Origin of the sequence: Pseudoxanthomonas koreensis, from assembly GCF_010093225.1 — a bacterium.
Lineage (GTDB): Bacteria > Pseudomonadota > Gammaproteobacteria > Xanthomonadales > Xanthomonadaceae > Pseudoxanthomonas > Pseudoxanthomonas koreensis.
Genome location: NZ_PDWM01000001.1, coordinates 1 through 16,140, shown reverse-complemented (window position 1 = coordinate 16,140; position 16,140 = coordinate 1). Strand labels below are relative to the sequence as shown.

Annotated in this window: 12 protein-coding genes; 8 read left to right on the top strand and 4 right to left on the bottom strand. The window is 65.2% G+C overall.

What is annotated here, in order from left to right; translation table 11 throughout:
* Positions 1–205: 205 nt before the first annotated feature.
* Genes CSC64_RS00060 through CSC64_RS00050 form a run of 3 tightly spaced genes read left to right on the top strand, consistent with a single transcriptional unit; the run spans position 206 to position 6,617 of the window.
* Positions 206–3,817 (top strand): methylmalonyl-CoA mutase family protein, encoded by a 3,612-nt coding sequence (locus CSC64_RS00060; RefSeq protein ID WP_162433283.1) that lies wholly within the window; start codon positions 206–208, stop codon positions 3,815–3,817.
* Positions 3,818–3,835: 18 nt separating this feature from the next.
* Entirely contained in the window at positions 3,836–5,620 is a 1,785-nt protein-coding gene (locus CSC64_RS00055) for an ATP-dependent nuclease (protein WP_162433282.1), read from the top strand.
* The gene (locus CSC64_RS00050) at positions 5,613–6,617 is read left to right on the top strand and encodes a DNA cytosine methyltransferase (protein WP_162433281.1); all 1,005 of its coding nucleotides are present in this window, start codon (positions 5,613–5,615) and stop codon (positions 6,615–6,617) included. Before CSC64_RS00055 ends, CSC64_RS00050 begins: the two co-directional genes overlap by 8 nt.
* A 254-nt stretch (positions 6,618–6,871) precedes the next feature.
* Here the strand turns inward: CSC64_RS00050 and CSC64_RS00045 are convergent, their stop codons facing one another.
* Positions 6,872–8,161 carry a restriction endonuclease gene (locus CSC64_RS00045; protein WP_238389685.1) on the bottom strand — a complete coding sequence of 430 codons (1,290 nt, stop codon included), beginning with the start codon at positions 8,159–8,161 and terminating at the stop codon, positions 6,872–6,874.
* 141 nt (positions 8,162–8,302) lie between these two features.
* The gene (locus CSC64_RS00040; RefSeq protein WP_162433280.1) at positions 8,303–8,692 is read right to left on the bottom strand and encodes a hypothetical protein; all 390 of its coding nucleotides are present in this window, start codon (positions 8,690–8,692) and stop codon (positions 8,303–8,305) included.
* Between the two features lie 139 nt (positions 8,693–8,831).
* Between CSC64_RS00040 and CSC64_RS00035 the strand changes: the two genes are divergently transcribed.
* Positions 8,832–10,145, top strand: a complete 1,314-nt coding sequence (locus CSC64_RS00035; protein ID WP_202922288.1) for an aminotransferase class V-fold PLP-dependent enzyme — start codon at positions 8,832–8,834, stop codon at positions 10,143–10,145.
* Between the two features lie 23 nt (positions 10,146–10,168).
* On the opposite strand, the gene CSC64_RS00030 is transcribed toward CSC64_RS00035, so the two are convergent.
* Positions 10,169–10,600 carry a VOC family protein gene (locus CSC64_RS00030; RefSeq protein WP_162433279.1) on the bottom strand — a complete coding sequence of 144 codons (432 nt, stop codon included), beginning with the start codon at positions 10,598–10,600 and terminating at the stop codon, positions 10,169–10,171.
* 200 nt (positions 10,601–10,800) lie between these two features.
* On the opposite strand from CSC64_RS00030, the gene CSC64_RS00025 reads away from it, so the two are divergent.
* The 4 genes from CSC64_RS00025 (at position 10,801) to CSC64_RS00010 (ending at position 14,014) form a co-directional block, all read left to right on the top strand.
* Positions 10,801–10,962, top strand: coding sequence for a Cif family virulence factor (locus CSC64_RS00025; protein WP_162433278.1), 162 nt, complete (start codon positions 10,801–10,803; stop codon positions 10,960–10,962).
* A 104-nt stretch (positions 10,963–11,066) separates the two neighbouring features.
* Entirely contained in the window at positions 11,067–11,357 is a 291-nt protein-coding gene (locus tag CSC64_RS00020; RefSeq protein WP_162433440.1) for a HigA family addiction module antitoxin, read from the top strand.
* 11 nt (positions 11,358–11,368) lie between these two features.
* Positions 11,369–12,343 (top strand): DUF4344 domain-containing metallopeptidase, encoded by a 975-nt coding sequence (locus CSC64_RS00015; protein WP_238389684.1) that lies wholly within the window; start codon positions 11,369–11,371, stop codon positions 12,341–12,343.
* Between the two features lie 93 nt (positions 12,344–12,436).
* A complete protein-coding gene (locus CSC64_RS00010; protein WP_162433277.1) occupies positions 12,437–14,014 on the top strand; it encodes a M20/M25/M40 family metallo-hydrolase in 1,578 nt (525 codons plus the stop codon).
* Positions 14,015–14,105: 91 nt separating this feature from the next.
* Here the strand turns inward: CSC64_RS00010 and CSC64_RS00005 are convergent, their stop codons facing one another.
* Entirely contained in the window at positions 14,106–15,977 is a 1,872-nt protein-coding gene (locus tag CSC64_RS00005; RefSeq protein ID WP_162433276.1) for an acyl CoA:acetate/3-ketoacid CoA transferase, read from the bottom strand.
* Positions 15,978–16,140 lie beyond the last annotated feature (163 nt).

Genomic DNA, 16,140 nt, shown 5'->3' with positions numbered 1-16,140 from the left:
GCGGACAACGCGGGGCCCAGTGGAGCGCGCTGTTGAACACCGCATTGGCATGCGTTCGCGGGGTCGCCCCCTGAAGTGGGCTCCTACAGGGGGGCGTCGGCATGGAGCAGGCACGTCCCGCGGGAAGCCGGCTCCAGCGCACTGCTCGGTTTCCGGTGAAAGTACTAGAATCGGGATTCAAGTCCTTGATTCCAGCAGCGCCCGAATGAGCACCTCCGCCAGCCCGCGTTCCCCCGACACGACTCCGCAGGCGCAGCCCGACGCCACGCCGTTGCGCTTCGTCACCGCCGCCAGCCTGTTCGACGGCCACGACGCGGCGATCAACATCATGCGCCGGCTGATCCAGGCGCAGGGCGCCGAGGTCATCCACCTGGGCCACAACCGCAGCGTCGAGGACGTGGTCCGCGCCGCGCTGCAGGAGGACGCCGACGCCATCGCCCTGTCCAGCTACCAGGGCGGGCACGTCGAATACTTCAAGTACATGGTCGACATGCTGCGCGAGCGCGGCGCCGCGCACATCCGCGTGTTCGGCGGCGGCGGCGGCACGATCACCCCCGAAGAGATCCGCGAACTGGAGGCCTACGGCGTCGAGCGCATCTACCACCCCAACGACGGCATGAAGATGGGGCTGGTGGAGATGATCGAGGACGTCGTCGCCCGCGCCGGCGCGGCGCGGGATGGGCGCCTGGCGGCGCCGTCGGATGCTTCGGGTGCGCTGCCGAACGCCGGGATGCATGCGGGCGTCGGGTCGCCCATGAATGGGGCTCCTACAGAGGGCGAAATCGACATCGGACGAGTGCTCAGCGATATCGAAGACGGCGTATACGGCGACGCCGACCTGGCCAGGCTGCGCAAGCAATGGCAGCTCGCCGCCGGCCGCACCCCGGTCATCGGCATCACCGGCACCGGCGGCGCCGGCAAATCCTCGGTCACCGACGAACTGCTCAACCGCTTCCTGTCCAGCTTCCCGGCCATGCGCATCGCGGTGGTCTCGGTCGATCCGACCCGTCGCCGCAGCGGCGGCGCGCTGCTGGGCGACCGCATCCGCATGAACTCGCTGCGCAGCCACCGCGTCTACATGCGCTCGATGGCCACCCGCCGCCAGAACGTGGCCACCAACGCCGTGCTCAAGGACTGCATCGCCTACCTCAAGTCGCTGGCGTTCGACCTGGTGCTGGTGGAGACCGCCGGCATCGGCCAGTCCGACTCGGAGATCGTCGACCTGGTCGACTTCCCGATGTACGTGATGACCTCCGACTACGGCGCGGCCAGCCAGCTCGAGAAGATCGACATGCTCGACTACGCCGAGCTGATCGTGCTCAACAAGTACGACCGCCGCGGCGCCGAAGACGCCCTGCGCGACGTGCGCAAGCAGTGGAAGCGCAACCGCACCGCGTTCACGGTGAAGGATGAGGACATCCCGGTCTACCCGACGATTGCCTCCCAGTTCAACGACCCCGGCATCAGCTGGATGTTCGCCAACCTGTGCCGGCTGCTGCGGGAGAAGACCGGTGCAGGCGCAGGCGAGGGCAACCGTTGCGACTTCCAGCCGGTCATCGACACCTCGCTGAAGGAGCCGCGCGCCACCGTTCTGATCCCCGGCGCCCGCGTGCGCTACCTGGCCGAGATCGCCGAGCAGGGCAGGGGCATCAACCGCCGCATCGAGAGCGAGGCCGAAACCGCCAGCCGCGCCCAGTCCTACTGGGAGTCGCTGCGCGACCTGGGCGATGCGAAGCTGCCGGCCGCGCTCGCGCTGTACGACAGCGCCGACCTGCAGGGGGAGGGCGACCGCTCGCTGCTGACCCTGCGCCAGCGCTACAACGACGCCATCCAGTCGCTCTCCAGCGAATCCCTGCGCCAGCTGCGCGAATGGCCGCAGCGCCTGAAGTCCATCACCGACGACGTCACCGAATACCAGGTCCGCAACAAGACCATCCGCGTCGAGAACTACCGCGAATCCCTCAGCCACCAGAAAGTCCCCAAGATCGCCGCCCCCACCTATCGCAGCTGGGGCGAACTGCTGACCTTCCTCGGCAAGGAAAACCTCCCCGGCAGCTACCCCTACACCGGCGGCGTCTACCCGTACCGGCGCACCGGCGAAGACCCGATCCGCATGTTCGCCGGCGAAGGCACGCCCGAGCGCACCAACCGCCGCTTCCACTACCTGTCCGCCGGCCAGCCGGCCGCGCGCCTGTCCACCGCGTTCGACTCGGTCACCCTGTACGGCGAAGACCCGGCGCCGCGCCCGGACATCTACGGCAAGATCGGCAACTCCGGGGTCAACATCCCCACCCTGGACGACATGAAGAAGCTGTACTCCGGCTTCGACCTGTGCGCGCCGACCACCAGCGTGTCGATGACCATCAACGGCCCGGCACCGATCATCCTGGCGATGTTCATGAACACCGCCATCGACCAGCAGGTGGAGAAGTACCTCAAGGCCGACGAGACCCGCTGGGCGCAGGCGCGGAAGAAGATCGACGCCTTCTTCGAAGGCCGCGAGCGTCCGCGCTACCACGGCGACCTGCCGGCCGGAAACGACGGCCGGGGCCTGGGCCTGCTCGGCATCACCGGCGAGCAACTGCTCGATGCGGAGACCTACGCGAAGATCAAGGCCGAAACCCTGAAGACCGTGCGCGGCACCGTGCAGGCCGACATCCTCAAGGAAGACCAGGCCCAGAACACCTGCATCTTCAGCACCGAGTTCGCCCTGCGCATGATGGGCGACATCCAGCAGTACTTCGTCGACCACCAGGTCCGCAATTTCTATTCGGTGTCCATCTCCGGCTACCACATCGCCGAAGCCGGGGCGAACCCGATCAGCCAGCTCGCCTTCACCCTGAGCAATGGCTTCACCATCGTCGAGTACTACCTGGCGCGCGGCATGCACATCGACGATTTCGCGCCCAACCTGAGCTTCTTCTTCAGCAACGGCATGGACCCGGAGTACACCGTCATCGGCCGCGTCGCCCGCCGCATCTGGGCCCGCGCCATGCGCGAGCGCTACAGCGGCAACGAGCGCAGCCAGATGATGAAGTACCACATCCAGACCTCCGGCCGCTCCCTGCACGCGCAGGAGATCCAGTTCAACGACATCCGCACCACGCTGCAGGCCCTGTACGCCCTGTTCGACAACTGCAACAGCCTGCACACCAACGCCTACGACGAGGCCATCACCACGCCGACCGAAGAGAGCGTGCGCCGCGCGGTGGCGATCCAGATGATCATCAACAAGGAGCTGGGGCTGAACTTCTGCGAGAACCCTTGGCAGGGCAGCTTCGCCGTGGAGTACCTGACCGACCTGGTCGAGGAAGCGGTCTACAAGGAGTTCGAGGCCATCAGCGAGCGCGGCGGCGTGCTCGGCGCCATGGACACCATGTACCAGCGCGGCAAGATCCAGGAAGAGTCGCTGTACTACGAACACAAGAAGCACGACGGCTCGCTGCCGCTGGTGGGCGTCAACACCTTCCTGCCCCGGGAACACGGCGGCGAAGTGGCCACCGAGATCGAACTGATCCGCTCCACCGAGGCCGAGAAGGCTCAGCAGATCGCGAACGTCGCCGGCTGGCAGGCCAACCGCAACCGCCTGGCCCCGGAAGGGGAGACCATCACCGGCCACATCGCCGGCGCCGACGAATCAGGCAGCGGGCTGGCCGAAACCGTCCACGACGGCCACGGCCTGGCGTATCTTCAGGACACGGCGCGCAGGCGGGGGAACGTCTTTGCGGCGCTGGTGGATGCGGTCAAGACGCATAGCCTGGGGCAGATCAGCCATGCGTTGTATGACGTGGGTGGGGAGTATCGGCGGAATATGTGACGAAAAATCCGAGGATTGATGAAAAGTATCGGTGTCTTACTGAAGACAATCGGTGGATTCAAGCCTGGTGCGCCCCTTAAGGGGTACATCGGATCAATCCGATTTCCAAATTTTAAGAATATCGAGCCCGGCACGAAGATCGAATTCGACTTTCCTTTGACAGTGCTCGTTGGGCCGAATGGCAGCGGAAAGAGCTCCGTCCTTCATGCGCTGTATGGCGCTCCCGATAAGTATTCTATTCGCGATTTCTGGTTTTCGACTGAGCTCGACCCTATCGTGGAGGGCAAGGGTGGGGTATCAAGGTTCATCTACTCGCACTGGAATTATCATGTGGGTGGTTTCGTAGAAACACGAAAAGCACGAGTTCGGTCTGGAAGTAAGTTGGATTACTGGGAGCCGACGAAGATTGTTCTCGGCGACGACATGGCGCCGCTACCGGCGGCTCCTGCTGGCGGAGCCGCTTCTGATCGATGGCTGCCTGTTGATCGGTCAGTAGTACACATCAACTTCAAAGCAGAAATCAGCGCGTTTGACCGTTTTTTTTACTTCGAAACCGGCCAAACAAAAGAGGAAAAGCATGCGGCGATGCTACGAGAAGCTCGCCGGCTGAAACTTGTGATCGATGCGGGGCACAAGAGCTATCCGCTTTGGAATCGAGAGCGGGTTTTTGAGAATCGAAAACTCGACGCAGAAGAGATTAAGTGGGTAAGGCACATTTTGGGGCACCAGTACTCATCTGCAACTATCGTGCGGCATACGTTGTATCCAGGTTATCGTGGTCAAGATATTAGTGTGCTATTCGAGCGGCCCACACTTAAGTATTCCGAGGCATTCGCCGGAAGTGGTGAGGTCGCGGTTGTCAGTTCTGTCATCAAGCTGTTGTCGGCTGATAACCATGCTTTGGTTTTGCTTGATGAGCCAGAGACGTCGCTTCATCCGGGGGCGCAGCGGAGGTTCCTGCAGTTCCTGCTGCATTGCATAGCTGAAAAGAAGATGCAGGTCGTTATATCGACTCATTCAGGTGAGTTTCTTTGGGATTTGCCCGATCCGGCAATCAAGGTTCTTGAGGAGACCCCGAATGGGCGGGTTACCGTTGCCAATAGTTCCTCTGCTTTAGTCGCCTTCAATCGCCTTGGTTCAAAGTCGCCTGGCCGCATCCGCGTAATAGTCGAGGATGAGTTGGCGCGTAAGGTTGTGGATGTGGCGAAGCGTCGACTACCTGAAGGCGAGCGGGATATCATAGAGGCCGTTGTAGTGCCGGGCGGTGCTCCTATGATTCTTGGTCACTACGTTCCATCGGCGATGGTCGCCCGGGATGACACATTTGTCCTGCTGGACGGCGACCATGCATTCGGTTGTCCGTTGCCGGATATTTCCGCGCTCGCGCCTGCTGATGAATCAGATTTAGGTGATCTGATCAAGGCATGCATAGGCACCGAGCCATCACTGTACCTTGGCGGCGGAAAGGATCCTGCCTTAGCAGACAAGAAGATTTCTTCTCAGAAAAATTACGTCAAATGGGTTGATGAGAGGGTGAGGTTTCTTCCCGGGAGTGTTCCTGAGGAGATTGTTATACGTGCTGCTTTCCCGGATCTAGTTCAGTATTTGGACGGTAGTTCCGCTAAGGCAAAAAGTGTTCTTTACGAGAAAATTGAGGGTGACGTTCCGCATGCAAATGCAGGCCAGGTAATTGAGATCGCTGGATACGAACTATCCAAGCATGCGTCCGGGTGCGAAGACGTGACGAAGGTGGTTGACGCGCTTTCTTATTTCGTCGGTGTGTGGCGAGCTTCGCATGCGTAACGACCACTTGACTGCAATTGATCTGTTCTCCGGGTGTGGGGGGTTATCACTCGGATTGAAGATGGCCGGCTTCAAGGTGCTTGCGGCGATTGAGATCGATCGGCGAGCTTCTGAGACTTATCGCTTGAATCATCCTGACGTCCGCCTTTTCTCTGATGACATCAGGAGTGTGTCTGCAGCCGATATGGGCGAGAGCCTTGGATTGAAGCCCGGTGAACTTGGCCTCTTGGCGGGTTGTCCGCCGTGTCAAGGTTTTTCTAGGATTCGGACGAAGAATGGTGCGCGTGGAAATAGCGATCCCCGTAATGACCTGGCGCTCGCCTTCTTGGAGTTCGCGCAAATTCTTCGGCCAAAGAATCTTCTCCTCGAGAATGTTCCAGGGCTTAGGCGGCAAAGCATCTGGGTGACACTGAAGGCGGGGCTTGTGAAAGTGGGCTACCGGTTGGTTGAGGAGGTGGTTGATGCATCCGACTACGGCGTTCCCCAACGCCGAAAGAGATTGATCTTGCTCGGATCTCTCGATCGCGATCCCATCAAGCCAGATAGATGTTCGACTCGTCTCACCGTGGGCGATGCGCTATCGCAGGTCCCAATGGATGATGATCTTCATCTTCTTAGAGTTAATCACTCCGAGGGTGCAATGAGGATAATCCGTGCTGTACCCAAGAATGGGGGGAGTAGGTCAGATATTCCGGATGAGCTTACGTTGCCGTGCCACAGGCGCATAAATGGGTTCGGTGATGTCTATGGGCGGATGCAATGGGATAAACCTGCGCCTACGATCACAAGTGGTTGCCACAATCCATCAAAGGGTCGATTTGTTCACCCATTCGAAGATAGGGCCATCTCGCTGCGTGAGGCAGCTGTTCTTCAGGGATTTCCTGTTGAGTACAGGTTTCTGAAAAGTCATGGAAAAGAAGCTATAGCGCTGATGATTGGTAATGCTTTGCCGCCGCCGATGATATGTGCGCACGCAAGCGCTTTGCGGTCGAGCTAGTTTTTTAGGTCTACTAACGAGGGCGAATGGTTCCGGGCAGCGCGCGCTCCCTGATTGCGGCTGCGGGGCATATTTTGAAATCCATGCCTCAACTATTAGTCGATCTGCGTTTTCTCGGAGTGGTCCTAAAATTAGTTGAAGTTTTGCGAGCGCGGTGGCCGGTAGGGGTGGGTCGATATGTGCGAACCGGGTTAGGTCCACTTTCGCCGTGCCAAGGTGGAGTCCGTTACCAACATTGCACTCGTCCGGCGGCCTCAGTCCCAGAGCACTTCTTCTGGTCTCCGGCTACTTACCTGGGATTCGTAGTCCGCATCGATGTGTTCGAGGAACTTGTCCACGCTGTTGAATCCCGATGCCAGCTTGAGCTTGGTGACTTCATTGGCGAGGCCGGCACCATTCAGTAGAAGCACCGGGTATTGATCCTCGAACACCTCGCGTTGCACCGCCTCGGAAAAGAACGATGTGGTGACGTAGGCACCGACCCAGCCACGACGCAGTCGAGCGACCGTTCGGGCGATATGAACGCCTCCGGTGGGGGCATCGATCTTTTCGCATTTGGCCTGTCCCAAGACCACGAGCTTGGTCCGGGACAAGCCTTCGCCGATGTCGATGCGGCCGACGAAGTCCAGGCCGCCATCGCCGGTCCCACGGGTCAGCCAGCCACGGTGATAACTCGCGCCGGTACCGCGGATCATGGATTCGCAGGCCAAGCTGGCCAAGGCTTCGAACCGATGCCGCCGTGGTTCGTAGAATTTGTAGATCGTTTCCAGTGTTTTGCTGTTCTCCGAACCGGCCGGTGCCACTTGTCCCTTCCTGGGCAAGATGTGGTGTCGCGAGACTCGGCGACGAATGCGCTCGATCTCCGGGCTGCCGTATTTGATCCACTGCAGCCAAGCCTTCGGCGCCATGGCGTTGGCGGCGACGGCATCGAGGCTGGCGTCGCGGCGGTCTTTGATCCACATCATCGCTAGGCTCTCGTCTTCCTCGGTGAGCGAGAGGACGGCCAGATCGAAGAGGTAGTTGGTGAAGAACCCACCGTTCTTTTCCGAGTATTGGGTGACCCGATGCGCGCCAACGATGAGGGCAAGGCCCGCGAACTCCTTGATTCCTTTGCGCGGCGAACTGAAAAGAAGGATGGGGGCCGCCGAGGCGCGCTTGGTCTTGTCTGCTGAGGTGTGGAGTTCGAATTGCTTTAGAAGGGTCCGGTTACCGGGAGCAAGGCCGGGATCGACATCGGGCGTCTTGTTGTCGCCGAAATAACGAGCGAAGCCCTCGTCGGGAGAGAGGGTGTCATGCCATGGATTCTCGGCCGAACCGAGCTTATGTTCATTGCTCGACAACAAAATGACGGCCAGGCGCTCGCCATCGGGCGCCCGAGTCGGGCTGGGCGCGTTGATGCCCCGTTCGAGCTGCAGGCTTGGCGACCCGGGGTTGGAGACGATGTAATAGAAGTTCGGCAGGCCATCCACCTCAGAAGTATCGATCTGAGCGGGTTTTGGGTAGCGGTAGAGCTGGCCCATCCTGAATCGCTTCAACACGTTCATCATTCCCAATCTCCCCTCGGACTCGGACGGCAGCGCCGGAGGCTGCTCCGTGGCCGGGCTCCCCGAGTACCAGGTTACCCCGTGAGCAGGCAGGTGGGCAGGGTGTGTTCGTGGTGGTGGGCTTGGGCCTTATCTGCCGTCTTAGCAGTACGGTGACAGCCTGCAGTCCCACCGCCGCTTTGCCATCGAAAATAGTTTTCCGACCTCCTCCGCGGAAACCGTCTGTGTCGCGCTTTTGAGGTCGTCGTCAGTCGCCGGCCGCAATTCGAAGAACTCATGGAAGGCGTGGTCTAGATCCTCATCAGCGCCGCCGTACTCGGCGTTATGGCGACGCTGCAGTGCCGGAAGCTTGACCTGTTCGGCAACGAAGTAGAGCCCGCTATCGAGGGAATCGACAATCTGGGCCTGCATCGTAGGCGGGCAGGGGCCTTGCAGCAGGACCAAACCATGCGTCTTCCAGTTGGCGGCGTCGCGATAGAGGTACTCCAAGGCATGGAGCGGGACTGGCTTGGGATGGGTTTTCTTGGTCATAGCGCTATTCCGGCGGGTGGCCAGCGCACGTTGTCCTGGCTTTGTCTCAGCAGCGGAGACGGGCATTACCTGACCGCCCCCAGCCGCTCCCCACGTTGACCCACCATCGGCCCCACCGGGCCATGACGCGAGTTGGCCCATGCACATCACCCGACGCCGCTTGCTCGCGGCCCCGGCCGCCCTGTCCGCCGCCCTGTTGCCAGGCGGCCTGCTGGCCGCGCTGGAAGCGCAGACCCCGCCCATGGCGGACCTCTCCACCTGGGACGCGGTCCGTGCCCAGTTCGTGCTGGATCCGGAGTGGATGCACTTCGCCAGCTTCTTCATCGCCAGCCATCCGGCGCCGGTGCGCGCGGCGATCGAAGGCTACCGGCGTGCGATCGACCACAATCCCTTCGTTACCGTCGAGCACGGCATGTTCTCCGAAGGGGCGGACAACCTGCACGTGCAGGTGCAGGCCGAGGTCGCCGACTACCTGGGCGCGCGGCCGCAGGACGTGTGCCTGACCGGCAACACCACCACCGGCCTGGCGCTGGTGTACCAGGGGCTGCCGCTGCAGGCCGGCGACGAGGTGCTGTGCACCACCCACGACCACTACTCGCACCATGAGTCGATCCGGCTGGCCGTGGACCGCGCCGGCGCGGGCATGCGCATGATCCCGCTGTTCGCGGAGTCGGCGACGGCCACCACCGAGTCGATCATCGACGCGCTGCTCAAGGGCATCGGCCCGCGCACGCGGGTGGTGGGGCTGACCTGGGTGCATTCCAGCAGCGGCATCCGCCTGCCCATCCGCGAGATTGCTGCGGCGCTGCGTGCGCGCCCCGGGCCGCCGCTGCTGCTGGTGGTGGACGGCGTCCACGGCCTGGGCTCCACCGACGAGACCGTCGTGACGCTGGGCTGCGACTACTTCTGCGCCGGCACCCACAAGTGGATGTTCGCGCCGCGCGGTACCGGGCTGGTGTGGGCCAACGCAGAGAACTGGGCGCGCCTGCGGCCGCTGATCCCCAGCTTCACCGACCTCGACCAGTACCTCGCCTGGGAACAGCAGGTGCCGCCGGCCACGCCCACCACCGCCGACCGCATGAGCCCCGGGGGCTTCCACGCCTACGAGCACCAGTGGGCGGTCGCCGCGGCGTTCCGCATGCACCGGCAGATGGGGCGCGCACGGGTGGCCGCACGCATCCGCGAGCTCAACGACCAGTGCAAGGCCGGGCTGGCGGCCAACCCGAAGGTGAAGCTGCACACGCCGATGTCCGCCGCGCTGTCGGCGGGGCTGGTCGCGTTCGAGGTGGACGGCGTGGCGCCGGCGGAGGTGGTGAAGCAGTTGCTGGCGCGCAGGATCATCGCCAGCACCAGTCCCTACGCGATCACCTGGGCGCGGCTGGCGCCAAGCCTGGTCAACACCGCCGACGAGGTCGAGCGCGCGGTGCGTGCGGTGCGGGAGATTTCGGGGTAGGGCGCCGTGGACCCTTCGCCCGGTTAATTCGCGTCGGCAGGCGGGTTGGTGTTCACCATCCACGGCACGCCGAAGCGGTCGATCAGGTTGCCGTAGCCCGGCGACCAGAACGTCTGGCCGAAGGGCATGACCTGCTTTCCGCCTTCGGACAGTTGCTCGTACCAGCGCCGGGCTTCCTCCACGTCGTTGGTGTGGAGGCTGATGTCGAAGCCGCTCTTGGGCTTGTCGACGCCCGGGGCCCAGTCCACGTCCATGTCGGCGCCGATCAGCGCCTGGTCGCCGACCTCGAGCCAGGCATGCATCAGCCAGTCCTTGTACTGCTCGCCCACGGGCATGTCGACCGGCGCCCCGCTGTAGGGAAAGGCCGCGGTGATCTTGCCGCCAAGCACCTTGGCATAGAACTCGAACGCCTCGCGGCATTGGCCGCGGAAGCTGAGGCTGGTCACGATCTTCATGGGGTTTCTCCTTGGGGATTACCGCTGGGGCGCGAGCGGAGGACTATGCGATCTGGAGCGCCGGCTTGCCTGAACCGGGGACCTGGTGCGCCCGGCAGCGGTCGCCGTCCAGTGTGCCTGCTGTCGGGAACGCCATCTGCGCGGGCATATGGCCGCTCGGTGACGATGCCCGCGCCGCATGGGGTACCTACATCATCCGCATGGCCGACAAGGCCGGCGGAGCCGAGTTCTCCAGCACTGGCCGCTTCACCGATGTGCAGAAGAAGATCGATGGACGCTGGCTGTACGTGGTCGACCATCCCTCGGGCGATCCGCCCGCCAGGCCGGCGGCACCGGCCACGCAGGGGGCTTCCGGAAACTGACGCGTTTCGCCGGAATGCATCCGGTGCTGGTCTTGCCGGCGCGGTGCCGTGTCCGAAGGTTTGAAGCCCATGACGCGCAGCGTTATAGTCGCGCCGTGAGCCGATTGAAGACCCTGCCCAACATCCACCCTGGTGAAGTCCTGCAGGAGGAATTCCTGCAGCCGCTGGCGATCAGCCAGAACGCGCTGGCGCGGGCGATGGGCGTGCCGCCGCGGCGGATCAACGAGATCGTGCTGGGCAAGCGCAGCGTGACCGCCGACACCGCCGTGCGGCTGGCGGCGGCGCTGGGCACCAGCGAGCGCTTCTGGCTGGGCCTTCAGAACGACTACGACCTGGAGCAGGCGCGCCGTGCCCTGGGCGCGGCGGTGCGGCGGATCGAGCGGATCGCGGCCTGAGCGACGGCTGGATGACTTCGAAGACCTTTATCGCGGCCTTGCTGCTGGCGCTGGCAACGGCCATCTCCACCATCGCCGGCGCCGCATCGCGGCCCGCGGCAGCCGCCGACCGCGCGATGCCGCGCTCGGTGGTCCAGCCCAGGCCTGCGGCGGGCCAGCCGCGTGCGCACCCGGCGGTGCCTGCGTTCGAGTACGCCTACGCGCCGCCGGTCTCGCCGGGCCTGCAGGAGATCTACTGGCGCGTGCGCGACGCCGACCTGTGGCAGCAGCTGCCGGAGGTGCACGCGATCGACGGCATGTTCGCGCTGCCGCGGCGGCTGCGTTTCGTCACCGCCGAGTGCGGCGAGTTCGGTGCGTTCTACCGCCCCGGCGATGCCGAGGTGGTGCTGTGCTACGAGACGCTGCGCACGCTCTACGAGCGCGGGGTGGAGCACCAGCAGGCGCTGGGGCTGGGCGAGGACCATCCGCTGCGCTATGTGCGCGCCAACGTGCGTTTCATCGTGCTGCACGAGACCGGGCATGCGCTGGTGCACCTGCTGGACCTGCCGGTCACCGGCCGCCAGGAGGACGCGGTGGACCAGCTGGCGGGGATCCTGATGCTGCGCTTCGCCGGGCTGGACGAGACGCCGGAGGAGGTAACCGGCAACCTCGGCCTGGCCGCCAACTGGATGCTGTCGGACAGCACCGGTGCCTACAACCTGCAGGCCTATGCCGACGAGCACGCGCTGGCCGAGCAGCGCTTCTTCAACCTGCAGTGCCTGATCTATGGCACCGATCCGGACGGGTTCGCCGGCATGGTCGCCGTCGGCGACCTGACCGCGGCGCGGGCCATGGTCTGCCCGCGCGATACGCGCCGGGTCAGCCGTGCCTGGCTGCGGTTGCTGCTGCCGCACCTGGCGCCGGGCTACGAGGCATACGGGGACGAGGCGGCGCGCTACCTGGAGCGCAGCGGCCGGGAGGAACAGGCCGCACAGGTGGCCGGGTAGGCGTACTGCCTGCGGCGCGCGGCCGCGGTGGCAGCGGTGCCGGCACCGCCGCGACCGGTTAGCATCGGCCATCATCCGAGCCGGAGCGATCGCATGGACCTGTCCGTTCCCTCCCGCCGCCGTGCGGTTCCCGCCGGTCCGCTCCCTGCAACGCGCGGCCTGCTGAAGCCCCGCCTGGCGCTGCTCGGCCTGGCACTGCTCACCCTGCCGGTGCTGGCGCCGGCGGAGGAGCCGACGACCGAGCCGGCGGCCGGGCCCGACCTGGCCGCGATCGAACGCACCGTGGCCGCCCAGCACGACGTTTCGCTGAGGCGGTTGCGCGACTGGATCGCGCTGCCTTCCATCGCCGCCGAGGACCTCAACTCGCGCGAAGGCGCCAGGTACATGGCCAGGCTGGCGCGCGACGCCGGTTTCCAGCAGGTCGAGATCCTCGACACCGACGGCAAGCCCGGCGTGTTCGCCATCCTCGATGCGGGCGCGGAGAAGACGGTCGGCCTGTACTTCATGTACGACGTGAAGCAGTTCGATCCGGCCGAGTGGTCCTCGCCGCCGCTGGAGTCGCGGCTGGTCGAGCGGCCCGGCCTGGGCAAGGTGCTGATGGGGCGCGGCGCAGTGAACCAGAAGGGGCCGCAGGCGGCGTTCCTCGGCGCGCTGCACGCGATCCGCGAATCCGGGCAGCAGCTGCCGGTGAACCTGGTGCTGGTGGCCGAGGGCGAGGAGGAGATCGGTTCGCCGCACATCGGCCAGCTGGTGCACCGGCCGGAGGTGGAGGAGGCGCTGCGCGACACGGTCGGCGTGTTCATGCCCTACGCCGCGCAGGACTCCGACGGCAACGTGACCATTTCCCTCGGCGCCAAGGGTGTGATCGAGCTGGAGCTGGTCGCCAGTGGCGAGAAGTGGGGCAGGGGGCCGGAGAAGGACGTGCATTCCTCGCTCAAGGCCATGGTCGACAGCCCGGCCTGGCGGCTGGTGAAGGCGCTGGGCACGCTGGTCTCTGACGATGGCAACACCATCACCATCGATGGCTACCCGAAGGCGCCGCCGCTGGGCACCGAGCACCGGGTGATGATCGCCGCCGCCACCAGTGTGCGCAGCGAGGAGAAAGTCAAGGAGCAGCTGGGCGTGCCGCACTGGATCGACGACCTGTCCTGGCAGAAGGCCAACGAGCGGCTGGTGTCGCAGCCGACGGTGAACATCGAGGGCCTGGTCGCCGGCTACACCGGCCCCGGCGGCAAGACCGTGCTGCCCGGTCGCGCGGTGGCCAAGATGGACTTCCGCCTGGTGCCGGGGATGAAGAAGGACGATGCGGTCGCCGCGCTCAAGGCGCACCTGGAGAAGCGCGGCTACGGCGACATCGAGGTCAACGTCAGCGGCGGTTACGACAGCACCCAGACCGACGCCGGCGCGCCGCTGATCCAGGCCCAGCGCGCGGTGCTGGAACGCCGCGGCATCACGCCGCTGATGTGGCCGCGCAACGCCGGCTCGTACCCGGGCTTCGTCTTCACCGATGCGCCGCTGTCGCTGGCCGCCGGCCACTTCGGCCTGGGCCATGGCGGCGGCGCGCACGCGCCGGACGAGTACTACCTGATCGAATCGGAGAACCCGGCGGTGCAGGGCTACGACGGCGCGGTGATGTCGTTCGTGGAGTACCTGTACGAACTCGGAAAATAGCTGGCCCCCGTAGAGCCGGGCTTGCCCGGCTGCTTTGCGCGGAGACGCAACGTGACGGAGGGCTGCGGGGCAAGCCCCGCTCTACGGGTGGTCACTCCCCGTCCAGCCGGGCGCGCAGGAATCCGGTCGCGCTGTAGCGCGTCACCCGGGTGTAATGGTGCTGGACCAGGTCGTGGACCATGTCCACCCATTCGTCTTCCAGGTCGTCGGGCAGGCGGAAGTGGTCGTAGTTGACGATGGCGTGCACCCTGCGGTCCAGCGGCGCGACCAGGGCCTGCACCTGCTGATGGACGGCGTCGATATCGGCCTGGCTGCGGATGGTCATGTGCTCGAAGTCGATGTAGAGCGTGCCGGCCTGCGCATCCAGGCTGAAGCGCTGCGCCAGCGGGCGCTCCAGCAGGCGGTCGCGCAGGCCCAGCGGTTCTTCGCCCGACAGCGCCGGGTCCATCGTCCGCAGGTGGCCGGCGATGCGCGGGCGGAAGTCCATGTGCGCCAGGATGTCGCGCTCCAGGTCGATGCCCGGCGCGATCTCCAGCAGTTCCAGCCCTGACCCGTGCAGCCCGAACACGCAGCGCTCGGTGACGTAGAGCACCGGCTGGCCGCGGCGCAGCGCCTCGTGCGCGGAGAAGGTGCGGTGCTCGACCTGTTGCACGAACTTGCGCACCGCCGCCTCGCCGCTGCCTGCCTGGAAGCTGCCGACGAACACCAGCCGGCGCGCGTTCTGGCTGATGTTGATGAAGCCGCCGGCCCCGGCCAGGCGCGTGCCGAAGCGGCTGACGTTGATGTTGCCCTCGGCGTCGACCTGGGCCATGCCGAGCACGGCGATGTCCAGGCCGCCGCCGTCGTAGAAATCGAACTGGTAGGGCTGGTCGATCACTGCCTGGGCGTTGACCGCCGCGCCGAAGCTCAGGCCGCCGGCGGGAATGCCGCCGATGGTGCCCGGCTCGGTGGTGAGGGTGATCAGGTCGGTGATCCGTTCCTCGGCCACTACCGCGGCCACGCCCTCGGGCATGCCGATGCCGAGGTTGACGATGTCGTTGGGCCGCAGTTCCTGCGCGGCGCGGCGGGCGATGGTCTTGCGCGGGCCCGGCGACATCGGCGCGACGCTGGCCGCCGGCACGCGCAGTTCGGACGAGTAGGCCGGGTCGTAGGGCACGGCGAAGGTCTGCTGGTGGTACTCGGGCCGTTCGGCCAGCACCACCGCATCGACCAGGGTGCCGGGGATCTTGACCTGGCGCGGCGGCAGGCTGCCGTTCTCGGCGATGCGCTCGACCTGGGCGATGACGATGCCGCCGCTGTTGTGCGCGGCCATCGCGATCGACAGCGCTTCCAGGGTCAGCGCCTCGCGCTCCATGGTCAGGTTGCCGTCCAGGTCGGCGGTGGTGGCGCGGACCAGGGCGACGTGGACCGGGAAGGTGGGGTAGTAGAGGTAGTCCTCGCCGTCGATCTGCAGCAGCTTCACCCGTTCTTCGGTGGTGCGGGCGTTGAGGCGGCCGCCGCCGTGGCGCGGATCGACGAAAGTGCCCAGGCCCACCCGCGTGACCTGGCCGGGCTTGCCGGCGGCGATGTCGCGGAACAGGTGCGAGATCACCCCCTGCGGCAGGTTCCAGGCCTCGATGCGGTTGTCCACCGCCAGCTTCTGCAGGCCCGGCACCAGCCCCCAGTGGCCGCCGATCACGCGCGAAACAAGGCCTTCGTGGGCCAGGTGGTTGAGGCCGCGGCCGCGGCCGTCGCCCTGGCCGGCGGCGTAGACCAGGGTCAGGTCGCGCGGGTGGCCCTCGTCGAGGAAGCGCTGTTCCAGGGCGACGGCCAGGTTCTCCGGGAAGCCGATGCCGACGAAGCCGCCGGTAGCCACGGTGTCGCCGTCGCGGACCAGCCGCACCGCGTCGGCGGCGGAGACGCGCTTGCCCTGGTGGATCAGCGGAGGCACGGCCAGCGGCCGCGCATGATCTGGACTGGTCATCGTGTCACAGGCTCGGATGCCGGCGATGCCGGTGGCGCCAATACTACGTGCGCGGGCCTGGGGCTCCATCGGACCTTCGGGAAGGCGGCCGCACGCGCTACGATGCGCACCCCCCTCCATTGCGCGCCGTGATCCCCGCATGCGGGCCTGCAATCCCCACGAC

Coding starts and splice junctions, on each gene's coding strand:
- CSC64_RS00060 (WP_162433283.1), top strand. CDS start 206: ATGAGCACCTCCGCCAGCCCGCGTTCCCCCGACACGACTCCGCAGGCG.
- CSC64_RS00055 (WP_162433282.1), top strand. CDS start 3,836: ATGAAAAGTATCGGTGTCTTACTGAAGACAATCGGTGGATTCAAGCCT.
- CSC64_RS00050 (WP_162433281.1), top strand. CDS start 5,613: ATGCGTAACGACCACTTGACTGCAATTGATCTGTTCTCCGGGTGTGGG.
- CSC64_RS00045 (WP_238389685.1), bottom strand. CDS start 8,161: ATGAACGTGTTGAAGCGATTCAGGATGGGCCAGCTCTACCGCTACCCA.
- CSC64_RS00040 (WP_162433280.1), bottom strand. CDS start 8,692: ATGACCAAGAAAACCCATCCCAAGCCAGTCCCGCTCCATGCCTTGGAG.
- CSC64_RS00035 (WP_202922288.1), top strand. CDS start 8,832: ATGCACATCACCCGACGCCGCTTGCTCGCGGCCCCGGCCGCCCTGTCC.
- CSC64_RS00030 (WP_162433279.1), bottom strand. CDS start 10,600: ATGAAGATCGTGACCAGCCTCAGCTTCCGCGGCCAATGCCGCGAGGCG.
- CSC64_RS00025 (WP_162433278.1), top strand. CDS start 10,801: ATGGCCGACAAGGCCGGCGGAGCCGAGTTCTCCAGCACTGGCCGCTTC.
- CSC64_RS00015 (WP_238389684.1), top strand. CDS start 11,369: ATGACTTCGAAGACCTTTATCGCGGCCTTGCTGCTGGCGCTGGCAACG.
- CSC64_RS00010 (WP_162433277.1), top strand. CDS start 12,437: ATGGACCTGTCCGTTCCCTCCCGCCGCCGTGCGGTTCCCGCCGGTCCG.
- CSC64_RS00005 (WP_162433276.1), bottom strand. CDS start 15,977: ATGACCAGTCCAGATCATGCGCGGCCGCTGGCCGTGCCTCCGCTGATC.